Source organism: Nocardioides terrigena, from assembly GCF_003047265.1.
In the GTDB taxonomy this organism is placed as follows: domain Bacteria; phylum Actinomycetota; class Actinomycetes; order Propionibacteriales; family Nocardioidaceae; genus Nocardioides; species Nocardioides terrigena.
In genome coordinates this window covers 296,728-321,510 of sequence record NZ_PZYY01000005.1, presented here as the reverse complement: position 1 = coordinate 321,510, position 24,783 = coordinate 296,728, and the positions used below count along the sequence as shown (strand labels likewise).

Genomic DNA, 24,783 nt, shown 5'->3' with positions numbered 1-24,783 from the left:
GCAACATCCCCCGGGGCGTGGTGACCCGGCGTATCTTCGCCCCCATGGACCTCTTCCCCCCGAAGCCCGACCAGCTGGTCGCGGCGGCGGGCAACGTCGCCCACAAGGTGCTGTACGGCGGTCTGGCCGACCTGCGCCCGATGCCGCGCACCCTGATCGACGACGGGGAGCTGCGCGAGGTCTACCACTACCGGCCGGCGGCGACCGTCCACGAGTCGGGCGACCCGGTGCTGCTGGTGACCCCGCTGGCCGCGCCCGCGATCTGCTACGACCTGCGCCGGGGCTGCTCGCTGGTGGAGCACTTCGTCTCCCTGGGCCGCCGCACCTACCTGGTGGAGTACGGCCAGGTGTCCTTCCGCAACCGCAGCCTCGGCATGGAGCACTGGGTCGACGAGGTCCTCCCCCAGGCCATCCGGGAGGTGTCGGCGCACGCAGGAGGCCGTCCGGTGCACGTCGTCGGCTGGAGCCTCGGCGGCATCTTCGCGATGCTCACCGCCGCCGACCAGCCCGAGCTGCCGATCGCGTCCCTCACGGTAGTCGGCTCGCCGGTCGACGTGAAGAAGGTGCCCCTGGTGGCGCCGATGCGCCCCCTGCTCAACCTCACCGACGGGCGGGGCCTGCTCACCCGCAGCTACCGCGCGCTCGGCGGGATCCCGCAGCCGCTGGTCAACTGGGCCTTCACGGCGGCGTCCGTGCAGAAGGTCGTCACCAAGCCGGTGGCCGTCGTGACGCACCTCGACGACACCGACTACCTCGCCCAGCTCGAGGCGGTCGACCGCTTCACGGCCAACATGATCGCCTACCCCGGCCGGACCTTCGGCCAGCTCTACCACCGCTTCGTCAAGGGCAACTCGCTCGCGGCCGGCGCGATGGAGCTCGGCGACCGGACCATCGAGCTGTCCGCCATCACCGCCCCCGTGCTGGTCTTCGCCGGCGCCACCGACGGCATCGCGCCCGTGGCCGCCGTGCGCCCGGTGCTCGCCCTGTTGAAGGCCGCCCGCGAGGTCCGCTTCGAGATCGTGCCCGGCGGGCACCTGGGCATGCTCACCGGCCGGGCCGCCCGCGGCAGCACCTGGCGGGTCCTCGACGAGTGGATCGAGCAGTGGTCCAGCGACGACGCGCCGGCCCCGACCACGCGGCGTACGAAGAAGACGAAGAAGCGGAAGCTGGACGCCGCCCCGAAGACAGCGGGGCAGAAGGCGGCGAAGAAGCCGCCGGCGGTCCGCAAGACCACCACCCACAAGGCACCCGCGAAGGACGCGACCCCCGGCCCCGACGCCATCGGCGCCAACCCCACCCGTCGCTACGGCTCGGCCGGATCCCGCTCGCTCGGCACCTGAGCGGTCGCGCGGCCCTAGAGTCGCGGCATGGACGACACCGGCGGCACGCTGCCGCGCAGCGTGCGCTGGGGCTACGGGTCCGGGTCGGTCGCGACGGGTGCCTTCGGCACCGTGCCCGGCCTGATGCTGCTGCCCTACCTCACCGACACCCTGGGCATCGCCGCCCTGTGGGCCGGCCTCATCGTCTTCGCCCCCAAGGCGTGGGACGTCGTGCTCAACCCGGTCGCGGGCCGGATCAGCGACCGCACCGTCGACCCCGCCGGGCCCCGGCGCCCGTGGCTGCTGCGGGCCGGGGTGATGCTGGCCGGGGCCTTCGCGCTGATCTTCGCGCCCCCCGACCTGGGCTCGCAGGTCCTCGAGGCCAGCTGGGTGCTGGTGTTCTTCGTGCTGGCCGCGACGGCGTACGCCTTCTTCCAGGTCCCCTACGTCGCGATGCCCGCCGAGATCACCTCGTCGTACGACGAGCGCACCCGGTTGATGACCGCCCGCGTGGCGATCCTCGCTTTCACGATCATGCTGGCCGGCGCCACGGCTCCGCTCATCCGGGACGCCGTCGGCGGGCGGGACGGCTACCGCGTGATGGGCGTGGTGATGGCCGTCCTCATCGGCGTCGGCGTCCTGGCGGCCTACGTCGGCACCCGGCGCGCACCGATCGGCGCGGTCGCGGCCGGGGCGGGGTCGTTGCGCGAGCAGCTGCGGATCGTGGCCACCGCGCGCGACTTCCGGCTGCTGCTGACGACCTTCGTCCTGCAGGCGCTGGCCACCGGCTGCATGCTCGCCGGCGTCGACTACCTGGCCTCGGACGTGCTCGAGTCGAGCGGCGCCGCCACGATTCTCTTCGTCTGCTTCGTCGGCCCCGCGCTGGTCCTCACGCCGCTGTGGGCGCGGTACGGCGCTCGCGTCGGCAAGCAGCGCGGTTACACCGCCTCCTCCCTGGTGCTCGCGACCGGTGCCGCGACGGCGGTCCTCGCGCCGTACGCGCCGGCGGCGGTCACCTTCGCGGCGGTCGGACTGGTGGGCGTGGGCTACGCGGGGTGCCAGGTCTTCCCGATGGCGATGCTGCCCGACGCGGCCGCGACCGACGCCGCGCGGACCGGCGAGAACCGCGCCGGCGTCTACACCGGCGTCTGGACCGCGGGCGAGACCCTCGGGCTGGCGCTGGGGCCGGCGGTCTTCGCGGTCGTGCTGGCCCTCGGCGGGTACGTCTCGTCGCAGGGAGGCGAGGTCACCCAGCCCGGGTCGGCCCGCACCGCGATCACGCTCGGCTTCTCACTGCTCCCCGCCGCCCTGACCCTGCTCAGCCTGCTCTGGCTGCGCCGCTACACCCTCGATGCGGACGCCGTCGCCCGCGCGACCACGGAGGCCACGACATGAACCCCGCCGACATGAACCCGCTGGACCGGATGCGTGAGCTGCAGGCGGACGACCTGCCCGTCCACGGCGGCCGCACGCTCGCCTACGTGTACGACGGCGGCGACGCCGAGGTGGACCGGATCGGCCGCGAGGCGGTGGCGGCGTACGCCGGCTCCAACGCCCTCGACCCGACCGCCTTCCCCAGCCTGCTCCGGATGGAGAACGAGCTCGTCGGGGTCGCCTGCGGCCTGCTCGACGCCCCGGACTCCGCGGTCGGCACGGTGACGTCCGGGGGCACCGAGTCGATCCTGCTGGCCGTGCAGGGCGCGCGCGACTCCCGACCCGACGTGGAGCGGCCGACGATGGTGCTGCCCACCACCGCGCACGCGGCGTTCCACAAGGCCGCGCACTACTTCGGCGTCGAGGCGGTGCTGGTGCCGGTCGGCGCCGACTTCCGGGCCGACGCGGCCGCGATGGCCGCGGCGATCGACGACCGCACGGTGCTCGTGGTGGCCAGCGCGCCGTCGTACGCCCACGGGGTCGTGGACCCCGTGACCGAGATCGCGACCGCCGCGCACGCCGCCGGCGTCCGCTGCCACGTCGATGCCTGCATCGGTGGCTGGGTGCTGCCGTACGCCGCCCGGCTGGGGCGGCCGGTCACGCCGTGGACGTTCGCGGTGGAGGGCGTGACGTCGATCAGCGTCGACACCCACAAGTACGCCTACGCCCCCAAGGGCACCTCGCTGCTGCTGCACCGCGACGCGGCGCTGCGCAAGCCGCAGTTCTTCGCCTCGGCCGCGTGGCCGGGCTACACGATGCTCAACCAGACGACCCAGTCCACCCGCTCCGGCGGGCCGATCGCCGGCACCTGGGCAGTGGTGACCGCGATCGGCGACGAGGGCTACCTCCGGCTGGCCGCGCAGGTCTTCGAGGCCGTCGACCGGATCGTCGCCGCCGTGGAGGCCGTCCCCGCGCTGCGCGTCGTCGCGCCCCCGGAGTCGACGCTCGTGGCGCTGGCCACCGACGACTCGTGCGACCCCTTCACGCTCACCGACGAGATGGTCGCGCGCGGCTGGTACGTCCAGCCGCAGCTGTCGTACGACGGGCAGCCGGCCAGCGTGCACCTCTCGGTGAGCGCGGCGACGCTCGCCGGGCTCGACGACTTCACGACCGCCCTCGGCGAGTCGGTCGCCGCGGCGCAGGCGGCCGGGCCGGTCGCCGTGGACGAGGGCGTGGTCGCGTTCATCGAGTCGCTCGACCCGGCCACCCTGGGCGACGACGACTTCGACGGGCTGCTGGCCGCCTCGGGGCTCGTCGGCGAGTCCGCGGACGGGTCGCTCGCCCTGCCCGGGCGGATGGCCGGGGTCAACGCCATGCTCGACGTGGCCGCGCCCGCCATGCGCGAGGCGCTGCTCGTCGCCTTCCTGGACCGGCTGTCGCGGCCGGTTCGCTGAGGCCGGCGCGCTGAGGCCGGCGCTCCGAGGGTCCGCCGGACGACTCAGCGGGAGTAGGGCGCGAGGTAGCCGGAGACCATCCGGATGCCCTCCTCGACCAGCTCCTGGTCCCCCTCCAGGTCCTGGGCGTAGGCGAGCTGGAAGACCCGCTCGCCCACCTCGACGGCGAGCAGGGCGATCTTGGGCGGCACGTCGTGCGACAGCAGCCCGGCGGCCTCGGCGAACTGCAGGAGGTTCGAGGCGATCTCGACGCTGTGCTCGCGACCGCGCTCCCGGATCGCCGGGTTGTCGCGACCGCGCAGCCAGATCTCCACGAAGGCCGGGCGGCGTGCGTAGACCTTGGTGAAGGCCCGCATCGCGGTCTCGACGAGGGCCGGGAGCGAGAGCTCGTCGATACCGGCCAGGTCGGCCAGCAGCTGCTCGTCCATCTCGGCCCGGTCCCGCTCGACGAGGGCGAGGAGGATGTCCTCCTTGTCGTGGAAGTACTGGTACAGCGACGCGACCGGGACGTCCGCCGCCTCGGCGATCGCCCGGGTCGTCAGTGCATCGACGCCGCGCTCGAGCACGAGGCGGGAGGCGGCGTCCAGGATCTGCTCGACGCGTCGTCGGCTCCGCTCCTGGCGTGGCACGCGCCGGGTCGCGCTGCGGCGCGCGGCCACCCCGGTCCCGCGGTTCCCCTCCAGCATGCCCGCCAGTGTAGGACCGCCCGCCGGCCGCGCGCCGGGCCGCGGCCCCGCGTCGTACGGACCGGCTAGCGTCGTCGCGTGAGCACTCTGCAGGGACTGGTGGACCGGGGACTCGTGGCGGCCGACTGGGCGGAGGCGCTGGCCCCCGTGGAGGACCGGATCGAGGCGATGGGGCGCTTCCTGCGGGAGGAGATCGCCGCCGGGCGTGGCTACCTGCCGGACGGCGACCACGTGCTGCGGGCCTTCGAGCGCCCGCTGGCCGACGTCCGCGTGCTGGTGGTCGGCCAGGACCCCTACCCGACCCCCGGCCACCCGATCGGGCTGTCGTTCGCCGTCGCCCCCGACGTGCGTCCGGTGCCGCGGTCGCTGGCCAACATCTACGCCGAGCTGCAGGCAGACCTCGACATCACGCCCGCCCCGCACGGCGACCTCACCGGCTGGGCCGACCAGGGCGTGATGCTGCTCAACCGGGTCCTCACGGTCACTCCCGGCCAGGCCGCGTCGCACCGCGGCCGCGGGTGGGAGGAGGTCACCGAGCGGGCGATCCACGTGCTCGCCGCCCGGGGCGGACCGTGCGCGGCGATCCTCTGGGGCCGCGACGCCCAGTCGCTCAAGCCGATGCTCGGGTCCATCCCGTGGGTCGAGTCGGCGCACCCCTCCCCGCTGTCCGCGTCGCGGGGCTTCTTCGGCTCCCGCCCGTTCTCGCGCGTCGACCGGCTGCTCGAGGAGCAGGGCGGGACGCCGGTGGCCTGGCGGCTCCCCGGGTAACCGCGGCCGCTCGCTGCCGGTCGCCCGGCCCGTGGGTTCACACCCCGAGGCGCCCCGTCACTAGTCTCGGTGGGATGAAGGTCCTCTCGATCCAGTCCTCGGTCGCCTACGGCCACGTCGGCAACTCCGCGGCCGTCTTCCCGCTCCAGCGGCTCGGGCACGAGGTCTGGCCGGTCCACACCGTCAACTTCTCCAACCACACCGGGTACGGCGCGTGGCGCGGTCCGCTCATCCCGCCGACCGACGTGGCCGAGGTGATCACCGGCATCGAGGACCGCGGCGTGCTCGGCCAGGTGGACGCGGTGCTCTCGGGCTACCAGGGCGGCGCCGGCATCGCCGACGTCATCCTCGACGCCGTCGCCCGGGTCAAGGCGGCCAACCCGGCGGCGACCTACACCTGCGACCCGGTCATGGGCAACGCGACGTCGGGCTGCTTCGTCGACCCGGCCATCCCCCCGATCATCCGCGAGCGGGTCGTGCCGGCGGCCGACGTGATCACGCCCAACCAGTTCGAGCTGGGCTTCCTCACCGACACCGCACCCGCCGACCTCGAGTCGACCCTCGCCTCCGCCGACCGGGCGATGGCCATGGGCCCGTCGACCGTGCTGGTCACCAGCGTCCAGCGCCCGGACGCGCCCGCCGACACCCTCGAGATGATGGCCGTGACCCACGAAGGTGCCTGGATCGTGCAGACCCCGCGGCTGCCGATGAAGGCCAACGGCTCGGGCGACGTGACGGCCGCCCTCTTCACCGCGCACCTGCACTCCACCGGCTCGCCGGCCGAGGCCCTGGCCGCGACCGTCAGCTCGGTCTTCGACCTCCTGCAGAACACCCTCGACTCCGGCGAGCGCGAGCTGCGCCTCATCCAGTCGCAGGACGCCTTCGCGCACCCGCAGCTGCAGTTCGAGGTCAAGCAGGTCCGCTGACTGACATCACGGAGCTGTGTGTGGCTTCGGTGTCACCAGGTGGCACTGAAGCCACACAGAAGATCGGAGCCGCGTGAGAGATTCGAACTCTCGCAACCCAATTTACAAGATTGGTGCTCTACCCCTGAGCTAACGCGGCCTGCTGCGCGGACGCAGCGCCGGCAATCCTAGACGCCGGCCCCTGCGAGAATGCGGGCATGTCCCTGCTCGACCTGCCGCACCACGACGGCTCCCCCCTCCACGTCTCCGACGAGTCCCCGCGCCTCGGGGACGTGGTGACCGTCCGGGTGCGGACCAGCGCCGCCGATCCCGTCGACGCGGTGTGGCTGCGGACGACGTACGACGCGGAGCCGGTCTTCCACCCGATGACCGCCACCACGGACGGCGACACCACGTGGTGGTCGGGCGAGCTGCCGGTGCACAACCCGGTGACCCACTACCGCTTCCTCCTCGTCCGCGAGGGTGGCGACGCAGTCGAGGGACAGCACGAGCAGGAGTGGCTCACGGCGTCCGGCATCGTGGGCATCGACGTCCCGGACGCGACCGACCACATCATCAGCGCCTACTCCGCCGCACCGGACTGGGGTCGCGACGGCGTGGTCTACCAGGTGTTCCCCGACCGCTTCGCGCGCTCCGCCGCGGCCGACGAGCGGCCGACCCCGGAGTGGGCGATCGCGGCCGGCTGGGACGACGAGGTGATCTTCGAGCCGTTCGACCCGCGCACCCCGCTCCAGCTCTTCGGCGGCGACCTCGACGGCATCACCGAGCACCTCGACCACGTGGAGGAGGTCGGCGCCGACATCGTCTACACGACCCCGGTCTTCCCCGGCGAGAGCAACCACCGCTACAACGCGACCACCTTCGACCGGGTCGACCCGCTGCTCGGTGGCGACGAGGCCTACGAGCGGCTCTCCACCGCGGTGCACGCCCGCGGCTGGCGGATCCTCGGCGACCTCACCACCAACCACACCGGCGACACCCACGAGTGGTTCACCGCGGCGGCCGCCGACCCCACCGCCGCGACCCGGTCCTACTACTACTTCGAGCCGGACGGCACCTACGCGACCTGGATGGGCCACACCACGCTGCCCAAGGTCAACCACGGCGACCCGGACCTGCGGGCCGCGATGGTCGAGGGCCCGGACTCCGTGGTCGGGCGCTGGCTGCGGCCGCCGTACGACGTCGACGGCTGGCGGATCGACGTGGCCAACATGACCGGGCGCCTCGGCGCCCTCGACGTCGCGCACGACGTGGCCCGTGCCGCGCGACACACGGCCGCCGAGCTCCGCGACGACCCGCTCGTCATCGGCGAGCACAACCACGACGCCACCGGCGACATCGACGGCGACGGCTGGCACGGCACCATGAACTACTCCGGCTTCTCCTGGCCGCTGTGGTCCTGGCTGCGCGACCCCGCCACCCCGGCGCGGGCCTTCGGCCGACCGGTGCAGGTCCCCCGGCGACCCGGCGGCGCGGTCGTCGAGACGTTCCGCGCCTGGCACGCGGCCTTCGGCTGGCGGGCGACCTCCCAGTCGTGGAACATCCTCGGCTCCCACGACTCCGCCCGGATCCGCACCATGGTCGGCCGCGCTGACGTGCACCGGGTCGCGGCCGGCCTCCAGTTCACGATGCCGGGCGTCCCGATGGTCTTCGCGGGCGACGAGATCGGCCTCGAGGGCGTCACCGGCGAGGACTCGCGCCGCACCATGCCGTGGCACCGCCGCGAGGAGTGGGACACCGACACCCTCGCGGCGTACTCCCACCTCGCCCGCCTGCGCCGCTCCTACGGCGCGCTGCGCCACGGCGGGCTGCGCTGGGCCCACGTCGACGACGACACCATCGCCTTCGTGCGCGAGCTCGACGGCCAGCGCCTGCTGGTGGTCGCCCGACGCGCCGGTGGCGACGCCTTCACGCTGACCACCGCGGACCGCGCGACGCACCTGCTGGGGACCGAGCCGGGCGGCGCCGACCTCGAGGGGCCCGGCGGCGAGGTCGTCGTCCCGGCGACCCCCGGTGCCCGGCTGGACGTCTGGCGCCTCGACGGATGACCGCGCCCCACCGGGCCGCCGGGGAGTAGGTTGCCGACCATGGCCCTGCGCATCGTGGCGAGTCGTCCCGATCCGGCGATCATCAAGCTGCCGTGGTCGACGCCCCTGGAGGAGTGGACCGACGAGTACGTCGTCCCGCTCCCGCGCGGCCTGAGCCGTCACGTCGTCCGCATCGTCCGGCTCGGCAACCGGACCTACGCGGTCAAGGAGACGCAGGAGGACATCGCCTTCCGGGAGTACCGCCTGCTGCGTGACCTCCAGCGTGAGGGCCTGCCCGCGGTGGTGCCGCAGGGCGTGGTCGCCGGCCGGGTCGACGACCACGGCGAGGAGCTGCCGGCAGCCCTGATGACCGAGCACCTGCGGTTCTCGCTGCCCTACCGCAGCCTCTTCTCGCACGGCATGACCGCCGACAACCTGCCCAGCCTCATCGACGCCATCGTGGTGCTGCTCGTGCGCCTGCACCTCTCCGGCTTCTACTGGGGCGACGTCTCGCTGTCCAACGTGCTGTTCCGGCGGGCGGCCGGCGACTTCGCGGCGTACCTCGTGGACGCCGAGACCGGCGAGCTGCACCACGACATCAGCGACCGGATGCGTGACTACGACCTCACCGTCGGCACCGAGAACATCTTCGCCGAGCTGATGGACCTCCAGGCGAGCGGCACGGTGAGCGAGGACTTCGACAACTTCGCCGTCATCACCCGGTTGCGCGAGCAGTACGACAAGCTCTGGGCCGAGCTCACCAGCGAGGAGGAGTTCACCGCCGACGAGATGTGGCGCATCGAGAGCCGCATCGAGCGGCTCAACGACATGGGCTTCGACGTCGACGAGCTCGACATCGTCACCGACTTCGACGGCGACCGGGTGCGCATCCAGCCCAAGGTCGTCGAGCTAGGTCACCACCGCCGCGAGCTGCAGTCCCTCACCGGCATGAACGTCGAGGACAACCAGGCCCGGCGCCTGCTCAACGACCTCGCGTCCTTCACCGCCCACTACGACCTGGGTCGCGAGGACCGGCACCTGGTCGCCGGTCGCTGGATGACGCAGTTCTTCGAGCCGATCATGGAGATGGTCCCCCGCGACGCCCGCGGCAAGCTCGAGCCGGCCGAGATCTACCACGAGATCCTCGTCCACCGGTGGTACCTCTCGGAGCGGGCCGGGCACGAGGTCGGCATCTTCGAGACCGCCCGCGACTACATCGACACCGTGCTCACGAAGAAGCCCGACGAGCTGATCGCCGCCGACACCGACGTCGCGGGGAGCGGCGGGAGCGCGAGCGGGACCGGTGGCGGCACGGACTCCGGCGCCGCAGAGGACGCATGACCGCCCCGCGTCCTCTCGGCCCCGACGACATCGGCGCCTCGATCACCCTCAGCGCCGAGGCCTTCGGCGACCTGCCCGCCGACTTCACCCCGCCCTCGCCGGACACCTGGCCTCTGCCGGGCCGCCACTCGTGGGGCACGTGGGACGGCGACCGCCTCGTCGCGCGCGTGATGGGCCGCGAGTACCACTCCTGGTGGCACGGTCGGGAGGTCCCGACCTGCGGCATCGCCGGCGTCGCGGTCGCGGCGGAGAGCCGCGGTGCGGGCCTGCTCGACGCCCTGATGGCGACGGTGCTCGACGAGGGGCTGCGGGAGCGGGGCGAGGTCGTGTCGACGCTCTACCCGACGGCGCCCGCCATCTACCGCCGCTACGGCTACGAGATCGTCACCAGCCTGCTCGAGGTCGAGCTCGCGACCGACCGGCTGAGCCGTGTCAGCCCCGACCCGGCGGTCACCCTGCGCCGCGCCACGGCCGCCGACGTGGACGACGTACGCCGCCTCTACGCGACCTGGGCGTCCGCCCACAACGGCCCGCTCACCCGCACCGGCCCGTCCTTCCCCACCAACCCCGCCGAGCTGGTCGCAGCGTTCACGGCGATCACCCTCGCGGTGGTCGACGACACCGTGGTCGGCTGTGCGAGCTGGCACCGCGGCACCGGGTACGACGACAGCGCGACGATCGTGGTCGACGACCTGGTCTCGCTGCACGCGGGCGCCACCCGCTCGCTGTGGGCGATGCTCGGCAGCCATGCCTCGGTCACCGGCCGGGTGCGGCTGAGCACCTCGGGCGACGACCCGGTGCGGCTCGCGCTGCCCTTCTCCGAGTGGCGGGTCTCCCGGCAGATGCCCTACATGCTGCGCGTCCACGACGTGGCCGGCGCCCTCACCGGGCTGCGGCTCGGGCCGCTGGACGCCCGGGTCCCCTTCACCGTGGCGGGAGACCCGCTGGGCACGACCGACGGGGCCTGGGTGCTCACCACCGCCGGCGGGGTCTCGACCTGCACGCCCGGCGACGCGTCGTACGGCGGGCCGGAGCTGTCCCCGAGAGGGCTCGCACTGCTCGTGTCCGGCGCCCAGGCGTGCGCGGCGATCCGGTCGGCCGGGCTGATGGACGGCGACACGACCTCGGACCCCGTGCTCGACACCCTCTTCGGCGGCCGGCGCGTGCACGTCCGCGACTACTTCTGAGGGCTCACTCGACCACCCGGCCGCCCTGCTCCAGCCACCAGCGCGCAGCCGCCCGGACGTCCGCGGGCAGGTCCGGGGCCACGGCGATCCCGGCGAGCCCGGGGTGGCCGCTCATCCCGGCGGCGTAGATGGCGAGGCGCCGGGTCTCGGGGTCGCGCAGCCCGGTGTGGAGGACGTCCGCCGGGATGCCGCGTCCGGCGGACCCGGCCACGCCCAGCGCCGCGCCCCTCAGGCCGGGGTCGGGATCGGTGAACCATCGCTGCACCAGTGGGATGTCGTGCCCGTGCAGCACGCCGAGGAGCCGGCGCGCGCCGCGGGCCCGGATCCGGGGGTCCTCGGTCGCCTCGACCAGGGCGGCCACCCGCTGGCCGGCGGGGCCGGCGAGGACGGGGAGGCCGCTGAGCAGCATGTAGGAGGTGACGGCGCGCGTCTCCCAGTGGCCGAAGGAGATGTCGTAGAGCAGGCGCGCGAGCATCGGCTGCTCGCCGACACCCGTCTCGTCCCCGATCACCCGGGCCGCCGAGACGCACTCGCGCCACAGCGCGTTGGACTCGTCACGGCTCATCGTCGGCACCGGGGCGGCCGGCGGGAGCGGTCGCCCCGGGACGAGGCCGTTGCTCCGCCAGACGTCGCGTGGGACGAGCCGGACGAGGTGGGTGACCCACTCCTCCTGCGAGGAGCCCGCCTCGGTGGCCTCCAGGGCGTCGAGGAGCCGGGGCCCCACGCCCTCCCAGAAGAAGGTGCCGCTGATCTGCCCCATGTTCTCGATCGCCAGGGCGCTGCACCGGGCGACGTACTCCCGCTCGTCGACCAGCAGGGCGAGGCACCAGTCGAGGGCGTCGTCGGTGACCGCCTCGCCGACCGCGCTCATCAGGTCGCCGAGCCCCTGCGCGTGGGTGCGGGCCACCTCCTCCTGGGTCACCGAGAGGACGAGGTGGCCGTAGGCGCTGCAGCGGACGAGGGACAACGCCTCGTAGCGCAAGGGGTAGCCGTGGGAGACCGACCGGGCCAGCTCGGAGACCAGCCGGGTCAGCAGCTCGAGGCCCTGCCGCTCGGGCAGGCCGATGTTGCCCGGGGACGCGGTGGCCCGTGCCCAGCGCAGCCACTCGCCGCCCGTGACGGGGACGGCGCCCTGCAGCCGCTCGGTGAGCTGGGAGAGCTCGCGGACGGTCTCGATGCGGCTGCCCGGGTCGGCGTCGCGCGGGCTGACCTGCGGGAAGGTGCGGCACAGGATGTCGATGGGTGCCCGCAGCGACCCCTCCACCAGGCCGAGCGCGGACTCGTAGCCGTCGACCACCCGGCCGTCGCGCAGCTGGCCGGTCTCCATGCGGGACAGGCGGGCGGCGCTGGTCCCGAGCTCGTCGGCCAGGGCACGCAGCTGGATGCCGCTCGCCGAGGTCGTCCGGGCCATCCGCAGCACCCAGGCCACCCGCGCGGCGACGTCGATCTCGGGACCGTCGAGCGCGGTCGCGTCGTCCACGGTGATCGTGCGGCCCCCCGACATGGTCCGAGTATCACCACGGACCACCGACATCACCCCGACGACGCGACGTACGACGTGCCGGTGACTCCTCAGTCCGCCGCGGGCTCGGCGTACTCGAGCGGTGCGAAGTCGCCGACGACGAAGGTCCCGTCGGTCTGGAGCCGGACCGGCTGCACCCCGACGGGGCGGCCGTCCTCGCCGTAGGTCACCAGGCTGACGCCCGCGTCGCGCCGCGGCTTGCTGCCGACCGCGATCGCGTACGCCGCGCCGCCGGTGGTGCCGTTGGTGTAGGTCCAGCCGACCTGCCCGTCCTCGCCGAGCACCGCCTCCGGCCCGCGCTGGACGTGGGTGTGGCCACCGACCACGAGGTCGGCGCAGCCGCGGGCCAAGGTCTCGCGGCCGAGGTTGGCGTCGTGCACGAGCAGGGTGGCGATGCGCTCCTCGGAGGCGCAGGCCGCGTCGGCCAGCCGCTCGCCCACCTCGGTGAAGCTGAGGCCGGTCTCCTCGCGCCAGTCGCCGAGCCCGCTGGCGCGGGGGTCGTCCACGCCCAGGACCAACCCGCCGCCGGGGCCCTCCGCGGGCTCGCCGTCGAAGGTCGTCCAGCCCAGGTCCGCGAGGTAGCCGATGACGAACGGGCCGTTGTCGTGGTTGCCGGCGATCGCCCAGCGGTCGAGGTCGTCGAACGCGCCGTTGAGCGAGTCCAGGCTGAACGCCTCCCACGGCTGGCCGGTCGAGGTGTCGTCCCCGGCGTCCAGGACGGCCGTGGCCCCGCCCGCGACGCCGATCGCGCGGGCGACCGGGTCCATGCCGATGTTGTCGTGGCGGTCGCTGACGAGCAGCGCCACCGTCTCGCCCTCCTCGGGCTGGCGCAGCTCGAGGTCGGCGGCCGCCTCGGCCGCCTCGGCGTAGAACGCCTTGCTCTTGTCGTAGGTGCTCACCGCGCTGCCGATCAGGCGGCGGGTCTGGGTGGTCGTCGGGCCGGTGCGGACCTCGATGCCGTCGGCCTCGGAGGGCAGTGGCACGGCCGCGCCGAGGAAGGTGCCCAGCGGGATCCAGTCCTGCTCGGCCTCCTGGGTCTCCGCGTCTCCGTCCCACGGCTGCCAGAGGGCGAGCGGCAGGGCCACCAGGAGCACCCCGGCCACGGCGCCGCGGCGGGTGCGCAGCCCGCGGAAGAGCTCGCCGCGCCGGTGCGGTCCGAGGAGCAGCCAGACGGCGAGGGGCACCAGGCCGATGCCGAGGCCGCGGATGGCCGCCGACAGGGCGATGTCCCGGACCGCGGCCTCCACCTTGGCCACCTGCGCCTCGGGCTGGCTGGCGATGAAGGCGTAGCGGTCGATCAGCTCGTCGGCGGACCCGGCCTCGGTCTTGCCGAGCACGAGCTCGACGCCGACCGGCCCGTCGCCCTGGCGGCGTACGTCCGGCAGCAGCGGCCCGGTGCGCACCACCACGTCCCCGTCGAGGGTCGGCTGCACCGTCGCGTCGTGGCTGGCCACGACGATCGTCCTGCTCCCGGAGAGGAACAGGGTGACCGTCGCGACCACCGCGACGACGAGGCAGCCCACCGCCACGGCGACGGTGGTGATGGTGCGGGTGCGACTCACGCCCGGGCGCGCGCCTGCGCGATCGAGTACAGCGTCACCGACGCGGCCACTCCCGCGTTGAGCGACTCCAGCTGGTTGGCCATCGGGATCGAGACGAGCTGGTCGCAGGTCTCGGTCACGAGGCGGCCCAGGCCCTTGCCCTCGGAGCCGACGACGACGACGAGCGGGCCGTCGGCGAGCTCGAGGTCGGGCAGCGCGACGTCGCCGTCGGCGGCCAGGCCGACCACCATGCAGCCCGCGTCCTGGTAGGCCTTGAGCTGTCGGGTGAGGTTGACCGTCTGCGCGACCGGGATGCGGGCCGCGGCACCGGCGCTGGTCTTCCACGCCGACGCGGTCATGCCGGCCGCCCGGCGCTCGGGGATCAGGACGCCGTGGGCGCCGAAGCCTGCCGCCGACCGGATGACGGCACCGAGGTTGCGCGGGTCGGTGACCGAGTCGAGGGCCACGATGAGGGGCTTCTCGCCCATCTCGGCGGCACGGTCGAGGAGGTCGTCGGGGTGGGCGTACTCGTAGGACGGCAGGCGGGCCGCGAGGCCCTGGTGCACCGCGCCACCGGTCATCCGGTCCATCTCTCCACGGGTCACCTCCATCATGGAGTAGCCCTGCTCCGCGGCGATCTTGAACGCCTCGCGCAGCCGGCCGTCGCGCTCGGCGCCCTCGGCGACGTACACCGACGTGATCGGGATCCCGGCCCGCAGCGCCTCGACGACGGAGTTGCGCCCGGCCACCCACTCGGCCTCGGTCGACTTCGTCGTACGCCGCTTGGGACGGGTGGTCTCGGTGCGCCCGGAGCGCTCGGCGCGCTTCGCGTCCTTGTGGGCCTTGTGGTACGGCCGGTCCTTGGCCTTGGGCGTGGGGCCCTTGCCCTCGAGGCCGCGCTTGACGCGCCCGCCCGATCCGGCCGTCGGGCCCTTGCCCGTCTTGCGGATCGCGCCCTTGCGCTGGCTATTACCTGGCACGTCAGTGTCCTTCTCGGTGATTGAGGTGCGAGCTTGTGAGCCTCGAAATCCCTGGCATGTCAGATGCTCCACTTCGGCCCGGAGGGCGTGTCTTCGATCTCGATGCCGGCGGCCTTGATCCGGTCCCGGATCGCGTCGGCGCGACCCCAGTCCTTGTCGGCGCGTGCCTGGGCCCGGTCCTCGAGCAGTGCGGTGATGAGTACGTCGACGGCGCCGCGCAGCTGCTCGGCCTCGGCGCCGCTGCTGCCGTCGGACCAGCCGGGGTCGGCCGGGTCGAGCCCGAGCACGCCGAGCATGGCGCGCACCGAGGCCGCGTTGCCGCGCAGCGCGTCGGAGGGACCGTCGGCGAGCAGCTTGTTGCCCTCGCGGACCACGTCGTGGATCGCGGCGACGGCCGCGGGAGTCCCGAGGTCGTCGTCCATGGCCGCGACGAACTCCGCGCACCAGATGCCGTTCGCGGGGACCTCGCCGAGAAGCGCGGCCGCCCGCTCGAGGTAGTTCTCGATCCGCCGGAACGACGTGGCCGCCTCGTCGAGCGCCTCGAAGCTGAACTCCACGTGGGAGCGGTAGTGCGCGCTCACCATGTAGAACCGCAGCTCGATGCCACGCACCCGCTCCAGCACCGACGGCACGAGCAGCGAGTTGCCGAGCGACTTGCTCATCTTCTCGCCGGCCGTGGTGATCCAGGCGTTGTGCATCCAGTACGACGCGAAGGGCTTGCCCGCCGCGCGGGACTGGGCCAGCTCGTTCTCGTGGTGGGGGAAGCGCAGGTCGACGCCGCCGCCGTGGATGTCGAAGGCGGGGCCGAGGTACTTGCTGGCCATCGCCGAGCACTCGATGTGCCAGCCCGGACGGCCGCGGCCCCACGGGGCGGGCCAGGCGGCGGACTCGGGCTCGGTGGTCTTCCAGCCCTTCCACAGGGCGAAGTCGCGGGGGTCGCGCTTGCCGCGGGGGTCCGCGTCCTCCGCCGGCTCCATGTCGTCGAGGCCCTGCCGGGTGAGCTCGCCGTACGACGGCCAGGAGCGCACGTCGAAGTAGACGTCGCCGGACCCGTCCTCCGCGGCGTACGCGTGACCGCGCTCGATGAGCGTCTCGATGAGCTCGACCATCTCCGGGACCGTGCCGGTGGCGCCGGGCTCGTAGGTGGGCGGGAGCACGTTGATGCTGGCCAGCGCCTTGGTGAGCTCGGCGTGCATGGCGTAGGCGAGGTTGTACCAAGGGCGGCCCTGCTCGGCGGACTTCGCGAGGATCTTGTCGTCGATGTCCGTGACGTTGCGGATGAAGTGCACGTCGTAGCCGCTCGCGGTCAGCCAGCGGCGCAGCACGTCGAAGTTGACGGCCGAGCGCACGTGGCCGACGTGCGGCTCCGACTGCACGGTGAGTCCACAGACGTAGATACCCGCCCTCCCCTCCTCGAGGGGGACGAAGTCACGGACCTCGCGGGTCGCAGTGTCGTGGAGCCTCAGATTCACCCGGCAAGTCTAGGGGCGGCGCGTCGACACAACGATTCGACCGGGCGCTGTGACTCGTGGGACAGGTGGGGCATCTGCGGGTTAGCGTGGTCGGGTGGCCCCTTACCTGGTACGACGTCCGCTCCTCGCCGTCCCGGCGCTCGCCCTGCTCGCGGGCGCCCTCTCCCCGGTGACCGTGTCCGCCGCGGAGCCCGGTGCTCAGGGCGTTGCCGAGCGTCGCGCCGCCTCCAGCATCCAGCACACCTCGTGGAGCCGGGGCCGCGACTGGCGCGCCGGCACCATGCGCGGGGTCCGCACCGCCAAGGGCTCGCTGCTGCTCAAGAAGCCCCGCACCGGCAAGCTGCACGGCCGGGCCTACCAGGCCGGCAGCTGGACCTCCCCCTGGGCGTCGCCCGGCTTCGGCGCCACCGAGCTCATCCCGTCGTGGGAGGCCGTCACCACCGGCGACAGCGTCGTCAAGTTCGCCGTCCGGGCTCGCACCGCCGACGGCCGGACCTCCAGCTGGGACTCGATGGCCGAGTGGGCCCTCGACAACCCGGCCGTCCGTCGCCAGTCCCTGGCCTCGCAGTCCGACGACCTCGGCCGGGTCAACGTCGACACCTGGGTCGCCGCAGCCCCGGTCACCCAGTGGCAGGTGCGGGTGACGCTCTACCGCAGCGCCACGACCAAGCCGCTGGTGCGCGTCGACCGCGTCGGCGCCGTCGCCAGCGCGATCGCGCCGCGCGGCAGCACGCCCACGTCCGCGCCCGGCCCGGCGGCGGGCACCGTCCTCGACGTCCCGACGTACTCCCAGATGACCCACTCCGGCCACTACCCGCAGTGGGGAGGCGGCGGCGAGGCCTGGTGCTCGCCCACCTCCACCGCGATGGTGCTGGGCCACTACGGCCTCCAGCCCGGCCCCTTCCCCGCGGTCACGGCCGGGCACGCGGACCCGCAGGTCGACCACACCGCCCGGCTCGTCTACGACCACCGCTACGGCGGCACCGGCAACTGGGCGTTCAACACGGCGTACGCCGCGACGCTCACCACCGGCGACGCCTACGTCACCCGGCTGCGCAACCTGCGCGAGGCCGAGGACTACATCGTGGCCGGCGTCCCGCTGGTGATCTCGGTGGCGTTCGGCGCCCGGCAGCTCACCGGCGCCCCGATCTCGTCCAGCAACGGCCACCTGCTGGTGGTCGTGGGCTTCGAGGCCGACGGCGACGTGGTGGTCAACGACCCCGCCGGGGCCACCAACGGGGCGGTCCGCCGGGTCTACGACCGCGACCAGCTCGAGGACATCTGGATCAACGCCAGCGGCGGGACGACGTACGTCATCAACCGCTGACGCCGCACGTCACTCGTCGCGGACGCTGAAGTCCACGGTGTGCCAGCCCGTCGCGCCGTCGGGTACGACGTCCGCGATCGCGCCCGTCTGCACGTCGCCGTCCTTGCCGATCGCGCGCACCCGCAGCGTGTGGTCGCCGGGCGTGACGTCGACGGTGCCGGACCACTGCACCCAGGTGTCCTCGGTGGGGGCGGCGGCCAGCGAGACGCGCTCCCAGGCGCCGCCGTCGAGGGCGATCTCGACGGCCTCGATGCCGGTGCGCTGCTTCCAGGCCATGCCACCCACGTCGAGGGTGCCCGGGTCGACGTCGGCGCCCGAGCGGGGCACGTCTATGCGGGAGGCGATCTTGACCGGCCCGAGCTCGGACCACCCGCGCTCGGTCCAGAAGGCCGCGACGTCGCCGAAGCGCGTCACCTCGTAGTCGACGACCCACTTGGTCGCCGAGACGTAGCCGTAGAGCCCCGGGACCACGGTCCGGACCGGGAAGCCGTGCTCGATGGGCAGCGGCCGGCCGTTCATGGCGACGGCCAGCATCGCGCCGCGGTCGTCGGTGAGGGCGGTGAGCGGGGTGGCGCAGTTCCACCCGTCCTCCGAGGTCTGGAGGACGCAGTCGGCATCCCCTCGGACACCCGCCTCCTGGAGCAGGTCGGCGACGCGTACGCCGCTCCACCAGGCGTTGCCGATCAGGTCCCCGCCGACCTCGTTGGAGACGCAGTTGAGGGTCACCCACGACTCGGTCAGCCCCCGGGCGATGAGGTCGTCGTAGGTGAGCACCAGCTCGCGGTCGACCATCCCGTGGATGCGCAGGCGCCAGTCCTTGGGCTCGATCGCCGGCACCGAGATGGCTGTGTGGATCAGGTAGAAGTCGTCGTTGGGCGTCTGCCACGGGGTGACCTCCGCCAGTCCCGACGAGACAGCGGCCGGCACCTCGGGGAGCGTCACCTCGTCGAGGCGCAGCAGCCGCCGGCTCTCGATGACGTGCCGGCGACCGGCGCCGACGACGCGGCCGGCGACCGCGACCCCCACGGCGGCGACGCCGAGCACGCCGGCGACCATGAGGAAGACCCGCCGCTCGCGTGACTCCAGCTCGGGGTGCGACTCCCCCATCCGCAGCGGCGCGGTGAGTGCGGGGAGCAGCGCCACCCAGGTGAGGAGGCCGACGAGGACGGGGAGGACGTCGACCCCGCCCGCGCCCCGCTGGAGCAGCACCGCGACGACGCCGGCCGTGGCCAGGCCGAGCCACACCAGCTGCGGCTTCAGCCACGACGTGCGGGCCATCAGTCCGGCCAGGGCGAACATCGCCAGCAGGAAGAGCACGATGCCCCCGACCAGCAACGGCTTGTCGAGCTGGCCGACGAGGCTGATCGCCTGCTCGGCGAGGGCCCCGGGGGTGAGCCGGATGACGAGCTCCGCGACGGCCACCACGGGCGACTCGCGGATCGTGAGCACCATCGCCACGGCATAGCTCGTCGCCAGGCCCGCGATGCCGGTGACGATGCCCGCAAGCGCCCAGGGCAGGCGCGACGAGGGGTTCATGGGGCCATTCTGTCCGACGGCGCCTCACGGGAGGTCGGCGGACGACCAGGCGGCATGATGGGCCCCGTGACCCTCCCGCGCACCGGCATCGGCACCGACGTCCACCGCCTCGTCGAGGGCGTGCCGATGCACCTGGCCGGACTGTCATGGCCGGACGAGCCGCGTGGCCTCGAGGGCCACTCCGACGCCGACGTGGCGGCGCACGCGGCGTGCGACGCGCTCTTCTCCGCGGCGGGCATCGGCGACCTCGGTTCGCACTTCGGCACCTCGGAGCCCGAGTGGGCCGGTGCCTCCGGGGCCACCCTGCTCGCCGAGGCGGCCCGCCGGGTCCGCGCGGCCGGCTTCGAGATCGGCAACGTGGCGGTGCAGGTCGTCGGCAACGCGCCGCGGCTCGGCCCGCGGCGTACGGACGCCGAGGCGGCCCTGACCGCCGCCGTCGGGGCGCCTGTGTCGGTGTCCGCGACCACCACCGACGGTCTCGGGCTGACCGGCCGCGGTGAGGGCGTCGCCGCCATCGCGACCGCGCTGGTGGCCCCGCGCGCGTGACGCCCGCCGCGCCGCCACCGCTGTAACGCGCCGTTACGGGTGCTCCGGACCCCACCGGTGGGTGGCGAAGCTCCCGTAACAGCGCGTTACATGTGAGCCGTACGACGGCGGGCCGCTGGGGGCGGGTGGGGAACGAAAGCTGCCGGGCCGCGTCGTCGTACGCCGATCTGGTTCCCCACGCCGATCCCGCCGCTTCGCCGCGCGGCGTACGACGGCTGGCCGTGTCCGGCTGTGGCCACGAGTGTGCGTGGATGCACCTCCGGACGACCTCGGATGGTGCATCCACGCACACTCGTCGGGTCAGTCGCCCCACCCCAGCACGCGCAACCGGTCGCGGCAGGCAGGTGGGGAACGAGGGCCGCAGGGCCGGATCGCTGTACGCCGACCTGGTTCCCCACCGCCGACCCGCCGACCCGCCGCCTCCCTGCACATGTAACGCGCTGTTACCAGCGCTCCGCACCCCACCGACGGGCGGTGGAGCTGGTGCATCAGCGCGTTACATGCCAGCCGTACGACGTCCGGGCGCGGAGGTCACGAAACGGTCACGGCGAGGTCACGAGCCGACCGCGAGCCGGTAGCCCCGCTTGACCACGGTCTGCACCACCCGGGTGCCCAGCGCGGCGCGCAGCCGGGCGACCGCCATCTCGACGGCGTGCTCCGACCCGGCGGTGCCGCTGGGCAGGGCGGCGAGCAGCTCCGAGCGGGAGACGACGTGCCCCGGGTTGACGACCAGGGCGTGCAGCACGGCCAGGGGCGCGGGCGAGAGGTGGACCTCCACCCCGTCGACCAGCACCAGGTCGCCGTGCATGAGCAGGGTGTGGTCGGCGACCTCGAGCGACAGCCCGTCCTTGCGCGACGGCAGCTCGGTCTCGAGCAGCTTGATCATGGCCGCCAGCCGCGACCGCTCGGGCGTGATGCTCGGGACCCCCCACATCTCGAACGCCGCGGCCGTCACCGGACCGACGCAGGCCGCGATGACGTCGGCCTGGCAGGCCGCGATCACCTCGTCGCGGCGCCCTGTCACACCCGCCGCCTCCATCAGCGCGGCCACCGCGGGAGCGGAGGTGAAGGTGACGGCGTCGAGCTCGCGGTCCGCGATCAGGTCGACCATCCGGAACATCGGCTCGGGGTCCTCGGCGCTCTGCACCCGGTAGACCGTGACCACCTCGACGCGCGCACCCTGGCGCTGGAGCGCGTGGGCCACCATCGACAGCGACTGCCCGTGCTCCTGTACGACGATCCGCCGGCCACGCAGGTCGCGCCCCCGCAGGTGCGCGAGCACGTCCTCGAAGCACTCCGAGCCCGGCGACCACAGCTCGCGGATCCCGCGGCGCCGCAGCGCCCCGACGCTCTTGGGCCCGCGGGCCAGCACCTCGGCGGCCCCGATCGCCTCGACGAGGGCGTCGTGGAGGCCCCATGCCTCCGTGGCGTCGAACCACGTCCGCATGCCGATCCCGGTGGTCGCGACGAAGATGTCGACCGGCTCGGCGAGCAACCGCTCGGTGGCCGCGCGCAGCTCGGCGTCGTCGACCTGGTTGGGGTCCTGGGAGAGCGACGGCGCCCACTCGACGCGCGCCCCGCGGCGCTCGAGCAGCGCGATCTGCTCGTCCACCTTGCGGGCGGCGGTGACGCCGACCCGGTAGCCCTCGAGAGGTCGCGGGCTCCCGGCTGGAGCGTCTTCGGGGGTCACCGAGGAGTCCACCGCGGGCTCGGACAGCAGGGGACGCACCGTCACGCGACGGCCTGCTTGCGGCGGCCGACCAGGACGACGCCGTCCTCGACCACGACGTCGTACACGGGGACGCTGTGGGTCTCGTCGTCGAGGCAGCGGCCGGTCCGCAGGTCGAAGGCGTGCTTGTGCATGGGGCTCGCCACGAACGGCACCCCGGCGCGGGTGCCGACGATGCCCCGGGCCAGCACCGAGGCGCGGGCGAAGGGGTCGTAGTTGCCCAGCGCGTGGATCTCGTCGTCGTGGGTGCGGAAGATCGCGATCGCCTGGCCGTGCACCAGCGCCGTGACGCCGCGCTCCACCTCGAGGTCGTCGACGGGGCAGACCCGCTCCCACTCGGCGCCCATCACGACACCCGGGCCGCGTCGGGGGCGCCGACGGGGATCGTGGCGCCGAGCACGACCGGGCCCTCGCTGTCGGCCGGCTTGATCTGGCCACGCTCCTCGGTGAAGGAGATGGCCGGGTCGGGGGTGTCCGGCGCGTTGACGAACGACACGAAGCGCGACAGCTTGGCCGGGTCCTCGAGGGTGGCCTTCCACTCGTCGAAGTAGGACCCGACGTGGCGCGCCATCTCGGCCTCGAGCTCGGCGCCGAGGCCGAGCGAGTCCTCGACGACGACCTCGCGCACCCGGTCGAGCCCGCCCTCGAGGGAGTCGACCCAGCCGGCGGTCCGCTGGAGCCGGTCGGCGGTGCGGATGTAGTACATGAGGTAGCGGTCGAGGTAGGAGATCAGGGTGTCGGTGTCGAGGTCGCCGGCCAGCAGCCGGGCGTGGACCGGTACGGCGCCGCCGTTGCCGCCGACGTACAGGTTCCAGCCCTTCTCGGTGGCGATGATCCCGAAGTCCTTGCTGCGGGCCTCGGCGCACTCGCGGGCACAACCGCTGACGCCGCCCTTGAGCTTGTGGGGGCTGCGGAGCCCGCGGTAGCGGAGCTCGAGGGCGATCGCGAGGGCGACGCTGTCCTGGACCCCGAAGCGGCACCAGGTGGAGCCGACGCACGACTTCACCGTGCGCAGCGACTTGCCGTAGGCGTGGCCGGACTCGAAGCCGGCGTCGACGAGCCGGCGCCAGATCGCGGGCAGCTCCTCCATGCGGGCGCCGAAGAGGTCGATCCGCTGGCCGCCGGTGATCTTGGTGTAGAGGTTGAAGTCGCGGGCGACCTCGCCGATCACGATGAGCTTGTCGGGGGTGATCTCACCGCCGGGGATGCGCGGGACGACCGAGTAGGTGCCGTTGCGCTGGATGTTGGCGAGGTAGGCGTCGTTGGTGTCCTGGAGCTGGCGGTTGTCGGTGTCGAGCACGTGTCCGTTGAACTGGCTGGCCAGGATGCTCGCGATGACCGGCTTGCAGACGTCGCAGCCGCGCCCGGTGCCGTGCGCCTCGACGATGTCGTCGAAGCGGCGGTAGCCGTGCACCGCGACCACGTCGAAGAGCTCCTGGCGGGTGAGCCGGAAGTGCTCGCACAGGCCCTTGTCGACGACCTTGCCGACCGCGGCGAAGTGCTCCTCGATGATGTTCTTGACCAGCGGCACGCAGCTGCCGCAGGTGCTGCCGGCGCGGGTGCACTTCTTGACGTCCGCCACCGTCTCGCAGCCGTCCTCGGCAACCGCGTGGACGATCTGCGCCTTGGTGACGTCGTTGCACGAGCAGACCTGCGCCTCGTCGGGCATGCCGAGCTCCACGCCCCCGCGGCTGGCCGGGAGGATCAGCTCCTCCGGGTTGGCCGGGAGCGCGATGCCGCTCGCGACGAGCGGTCGCAGCACGCCGTACGCCGACGCGTCGCCGACCAGGATGCCGCCGAGGAGGCGGAAGGTGCCGTCCTCCGACTCGGCCACGACGAGCTTCTTGTAGACGCCCGCGACGGCGTCGGAGTAGACGAGCTCCAGGGCGTCGGGCGTGGTCGCGAAGGCGTCGCCGAAGCTGGCCACGTCGACGCCGAGCAGCTTGAGCTTGGTGGACATGTCGGCACCGGTGAAGGTGCCGGGGCCCTCGCGCAGGGCATCGACGACGACCTCGGCCATCGCGTAGCCGGGGGCGACCAGGCCGTACATCCGCCCGCCCGGGGCGGCGCACTCGCCGATGGCGAAGATGTGGGGGTCGGAGGTCCGGCACTGCTCGTCGACGAGCACGCCGCCCCGCTCGGCGAGGTCGAGGCCGCACTCGCGGGCGATCGCGTCCCGGGGGCGGATGCCGGCGGAGAACACCACGACCTGGGCGTCGACCGTGGTCGTCTCGGCCCCCTCCTCGGTCCCGGCGGGACGCACCCGCAGCCCGGTCACCGCCTCGTCGCCGGTGATGGCCTCGGTGAGCACGCCGGCGTGGACGCGGACACCGAGCTTCTCGATGTGGCGGACCAGGGTGGCGCCACCCGAGCCGTCGAGCTGCACGGGCATCAGCCGCGGCGCCATCTCCACGACGTGGGTCTCCAGGCCGAGCTGGACGAGCGCGTTGGCCGCCTCGAGCCCGAGCAGTCCCCCGCCGATCACGATCCCGCTGGTGGCGGACCCGCTGGCGGTCCGGATGGCCTCGAGGTCCTCGATGGTGCGGTAGACGAAGCAGCCGTCCTTGTCGCGGCCCTCGACCGGCGGGACGAACGGCGCGGCGCCGGTGGCCAGCACCAGCGCGTCGTACGCGATCGTCTCGACGCGGCCGGGGTTGGTGAGCGGCTCGGTGACGTTGCCGGGGGCCGGCGACACGTAGGTGATCGCACGGCCGGCGCGGTCGATCTCGGTCACCTCGGCGTCGAGGACCAGGGTGACGCGCGGGTCGTCGTACGCCCCCTCGGGCAGCAGCGACAGCTCGTCGGCGCTCTCCGCGGCGAAGAAGCTGGTGAGGGCGACGCGGTCGTACGCCGGGCGACGCTCAGCGCCGATCACCACGATGTCGTGGGTCTCGGTGAGGCCGCGCTCGATGGCAGCCTGGACGAAACGATGGCCGACCATTCCGTGGCCGACGACGACGAGGGTGGAGCGCGTGTGCCTCATGCCACGACGCTAGGTTCGCGATGTTGTGGTGGGTGTTACCTCATGTTTCAGGGAGGAAAACCCTC

At 73.3% G+C, this 24,783-nt stretch carries 19 protein-coding genes and 1 tRNA gene; 10 read left to right on the top strand and 10 right to left on the bottom strand.

The window, feature by feature from the left end; genetic code table 11:
• Nucleotides 1-44: 44 nt before the first annotated feature.
• Genes DAE25_RS13095 through DAE25_RS13085 form a run of 3 tightly spaced genes read left to right on the top strand, consistent with a single transcriptional unit; the run spans nucleotide 45 to nucleotide 4,147 of the window.
• Entirely contained in the window at nucleotides 45-1,340 is a 1,296-nt protein-coding gene (locus tag DAE25_RS13095) for an alpha/beta fold hydrolase (protein ID WP_107766741.1), read from the top strand.
• Nucleotides 1,341-1,367: 27 nt separating this feature from the next.
• A complete protein-coding gene (locus DAE25_RS13090; RefSeq protein ID WP_107766618.1) occupies nucleotides 1,368-2,714 on the top strand; it encodes an MFS transporter in 1,347 nt (448 codons plus the stop codon).
• Nucleotides 2,711-4,147, top strand: coding sequence for a pyridoxal phosphate-dependent decarboxylase family protein (locus DAE25_RS13085; RefSeq protein ID WP_107766617.1), 1,437 nt, complete (start codon nucleotides 2,711-2,713; stop codon nucleotides 4,145-4,147). Before DAE25_RS13090 ends, DAE25_RS13085 begins: the two co-directional genes overlap by 4 nt.
• 44 nt (nucleotides 4,148-4,191) lie before the next feature.
• Here DAE25_RS13085 and DAE25_RS13080 read toward each other — a convergent pair whose 3' ends face one another.
• Nucleotides 4,192-4,833: a TetR/AcrR family transcriptional regulator gene (locus DAE25_RS13080; RefSeq protein WP_107766616.1), complete on the bottom strand. Its 642-nt coding sequence runs from the start codon at nucleotides 4,831-4,833 to the stop codon at nucleotides 4,192-4,194.
• A 78-nt stretch (nucleotides 4,834-4,911) separates the two neighbouring features.
• Between DAE25_RS13080 and DAE25_RS13075 the strand changes: the two genes are divergently transcribed.
• Together DAE25_RS13075 and pdxY are read left to right on the top strand one after the other, a co-directional pair.
• Nucleotides 4,912-5,601, top strand: a complete 690-nt coding sequence (locus DAE25_RS13075) for a uracil-DNA glycosylase (RefSeq protein WP_107766615.1) — start codon at nucleotides 4,912-4,914, stop codon at nucleotides 5,599-5,601.
• A 74-nt stretch (nucleotides 5,602-5,675) separates the two neighbouring features.
• Complete coding sequence (gene pdxY / locus DAE25_RS13070; protein ID WP_107766614.1) at nucleotides 5,676-6,527, top strand: pyridoxal kinase PdxY; 852 nt, start codon at nucleotides 5,676-5,678, stop codon at nucleotides 6,525-6,527.
• Nucleotides 6,528-6,594: 67 nt separating this feature from the next.
• Here pdxY and DAE25_RS13065 read toward each other — a convergent pair.
• Nucleotides 6,595-6,666, bottom strand: a tRNA-Thr gene (locus DAE25_RS13065).
• A gap of 58 nt (nucleotides 6,667-6,724) precedes the next feature.
• Here DAE25_RS13065 and DAE25_RS13060 point away from each other — a divergent pair.
• From DAE25_RS13060 to DAE25_RS13050, 3 genes are read left to right on the top strand one after another with little or no spacing between them, the layout of a single operon-like run.
• Nucleotides 6,725-8,575, top strand: coding sequence for a glycoside hydrolase family 13 protein (locus DAE25_RS13060; RefSeq protein ID WP_107766613.1), 1,851 nt, complete (start codon nucleotides 6,725-6,727; stop codon nucleotides 8,573-8,575).
• A 39-nt stretch (nucleotides 8,576-8,614) separates the two neighbouring features.
• Nucleotides 8,615-9,895, top strand: coding sequence for a DUF4032 domain-containing protein (locus tag DAE25_RS13055; protein WP_107766612.1), 1,281 nt, complete (start codon nucleotides 8,615-8,617; stop codon nucleotides 9,893-9,895).
• Nucleotides 9,892-11,082 carry a GNAT family N-acetyltransferase gene (locus DAE25_RS13050; protein WP_107766611.1) on the top strand — a complete coding sequence of 397 codons (1,191 nt, stop codon included), beginning with the start codon at nucleotides 9,892-9,894 and terminating at the stop codon, nucleotides 11,080-11,082. Before DAE25_RS13055 ends, DAE25_RS13050 begins: the two co-directional genes overlap by 4 nt.
• A 4-nt stretch (nucleotides 11,083-11,086) precedes the next feature.
• Here DAE25_RS13050 and DAE25_RS13045 read toward each other — a convergent pair whose 3' ends face one another.
• The 4 genes from DAE25_RS13045 to cysS form a co-directional block, all read right to left on the bottom strand.
• The gene (locus DAE25_RS13045; protein WP_107766610.1) at nucleotides 11,087-12,586 is read right to left on the bottom strand and encodes a HEAT repeat domain-containing protein; all 1,500 of its coding nucleotides are present in this window, start codon (nucleotides 12,584-12,586) and stop codon (nucleotides 11,087-11,089) included.
• 68 nt (nucleotides 12,587-12,654) lie between these two features.
• Nucleotides 12,655-14,166, bottom strand: coding sequence for a metallophosphoesterase (locus DAE25_RS13040; protein WP_234411026.1), 1,512 nt, complete (start codon nucleotides 14,164-14,166; stop codon nucleotides 12,655-12,657).
• A complete protein-coding gene (gene rlmB, locus DAE25_RS13035) occupies nucleotides 14,163-15,125 on the bottom strand; it encodes a 23S rRNA (guanosine(2251)-2'-O)-methyltransferase RlmB (protein WP_056887030.1) in 963 nt (320 codons plus the stop codon). The genes DAE25_RS13040 and rlmB overlap by 4 nt, the downstream gene beginning before the upstream one ends.
• 59 nt (nucleotides 15,126-15,184) lie before the next feature.
• Nucleotides 15,185-16,597 carry a cysteine--tRNA ligase gene (gene cysS / locus DAE25_RS13030; RefSeq protein WP_107766609.1) on the bottom strand — a complete coding sequence of 471 codons (1,413 nt, stop codon included), beginning with the start codon at nucleotides 16,595-16,597 and terminating at the stop codon, nucleotides 15,185-15,187.
• A 94-nt stretch (nucleotides 16,598-16,691) separates the two neighbouring features.
• Between cysS and DAE25_RS13025 the strand changes: the two genes are divergently transcribed.
• Nucleotides 16,692-17,924 (top strand): C39 family peptidase, encoded by a 1,233-nt coding sequence (locus tag DAE25_RS13025; RefSeq protein WP_107766608.1) that lies wholly within the window; start codon nucleotides 16,692-16,694, stop codon nucleotides 17,922-17,924.
• Between the two features lie 9 nt (nucleotides 17,925-17,933).
• Here DAE25_RS13025 and DAE25_RS13020 read toward each other — a convergent pair whose 3' ends face one another.
• Nucleotides 17,934-19,460, bottom strand: coding sequence for a molybdopterin-dependent oxidoreductase (locus tag DAE25_RS13020; protein WP_107766607.1), 1,527 nt, complete (start codon nucleotides 19,458-19,460; stop codon nucleotides 17,934-17,936).
• A gap of 57 nt (nucleotides 19,461-19,517) precedes the next feature.
• Between DAE25_RS13020 and ispF the strand changes: the two genes are divergently transcribed.
• A complete protein-coding gene (ispF, locus tag DAE25_RS13015; protein ID WP_107766739.1) occupies nucleotides 19,518-20,006 on the top strand; it encodes a 2-C-methyl-D-erythritol 2,4-cyclodiphosphate synthase in 489 nt (162 codons plus the stop codon).
• 553 nt (nucleotides 20,007-20,559) lie between these two features.
• On the opposite strand, the gene DAE25_RS13010 is transcribed toward ispF, so the two are convergent.
• Genes DAE25_RS13010 through nirB form a run of 3 tightly spaced genes read right to left on the bottom strand, consistent with a single transcriptional unit; the run spans nucleotide 20,560 to nucleotide 24,718 of the window.
• Nucleotides 20,560-21,741, bottom strand: a complete 1,182-nt coding sequence (locus tag DAE25_RS13010) for a uroporphyrinogen-III synthase (RefSeq protein ID WP_234411025.1) — start codon at nucleotides 21,739-21,741, stop codon at nucleotides 20,560-20,562.
• Nucleotides 21,738-22,082 (bottom strand): nitrite reductase small subunit NirD, encoded by a 345-nt coding sequence (gene nirD / locus DAE25_RS13005; RefSeq protein WP_056887024.1) that lies wholly within the window; start codon nucleotides 22,080-22,082, stop codon nucleotides 21,738-21,740. The genes DAE25_RS13010 and nirD overlap by 4 nt, the downstream gene beginning before the upstream one ends.
• Nucleotides 22,082-24,718 carry a nitrite reductase large subunit NirB gene (gene nirB, locus DAE25_RS13000; protein ID WP_107766606.1) on the bottom strand — a complete coding sequence of 879 codons (2,637 nt, stop codon included), beginning with the start codon at nucleotides 24,716-24,718 and terminating at the stop codon, nucleotides 22,082-22,084. Before nirB ends, nirD begins: the two co-directional genes overlap by 1 nt.
• Nucleotides 24,719-24,783 lie beyond the last annotated feature (65 nt).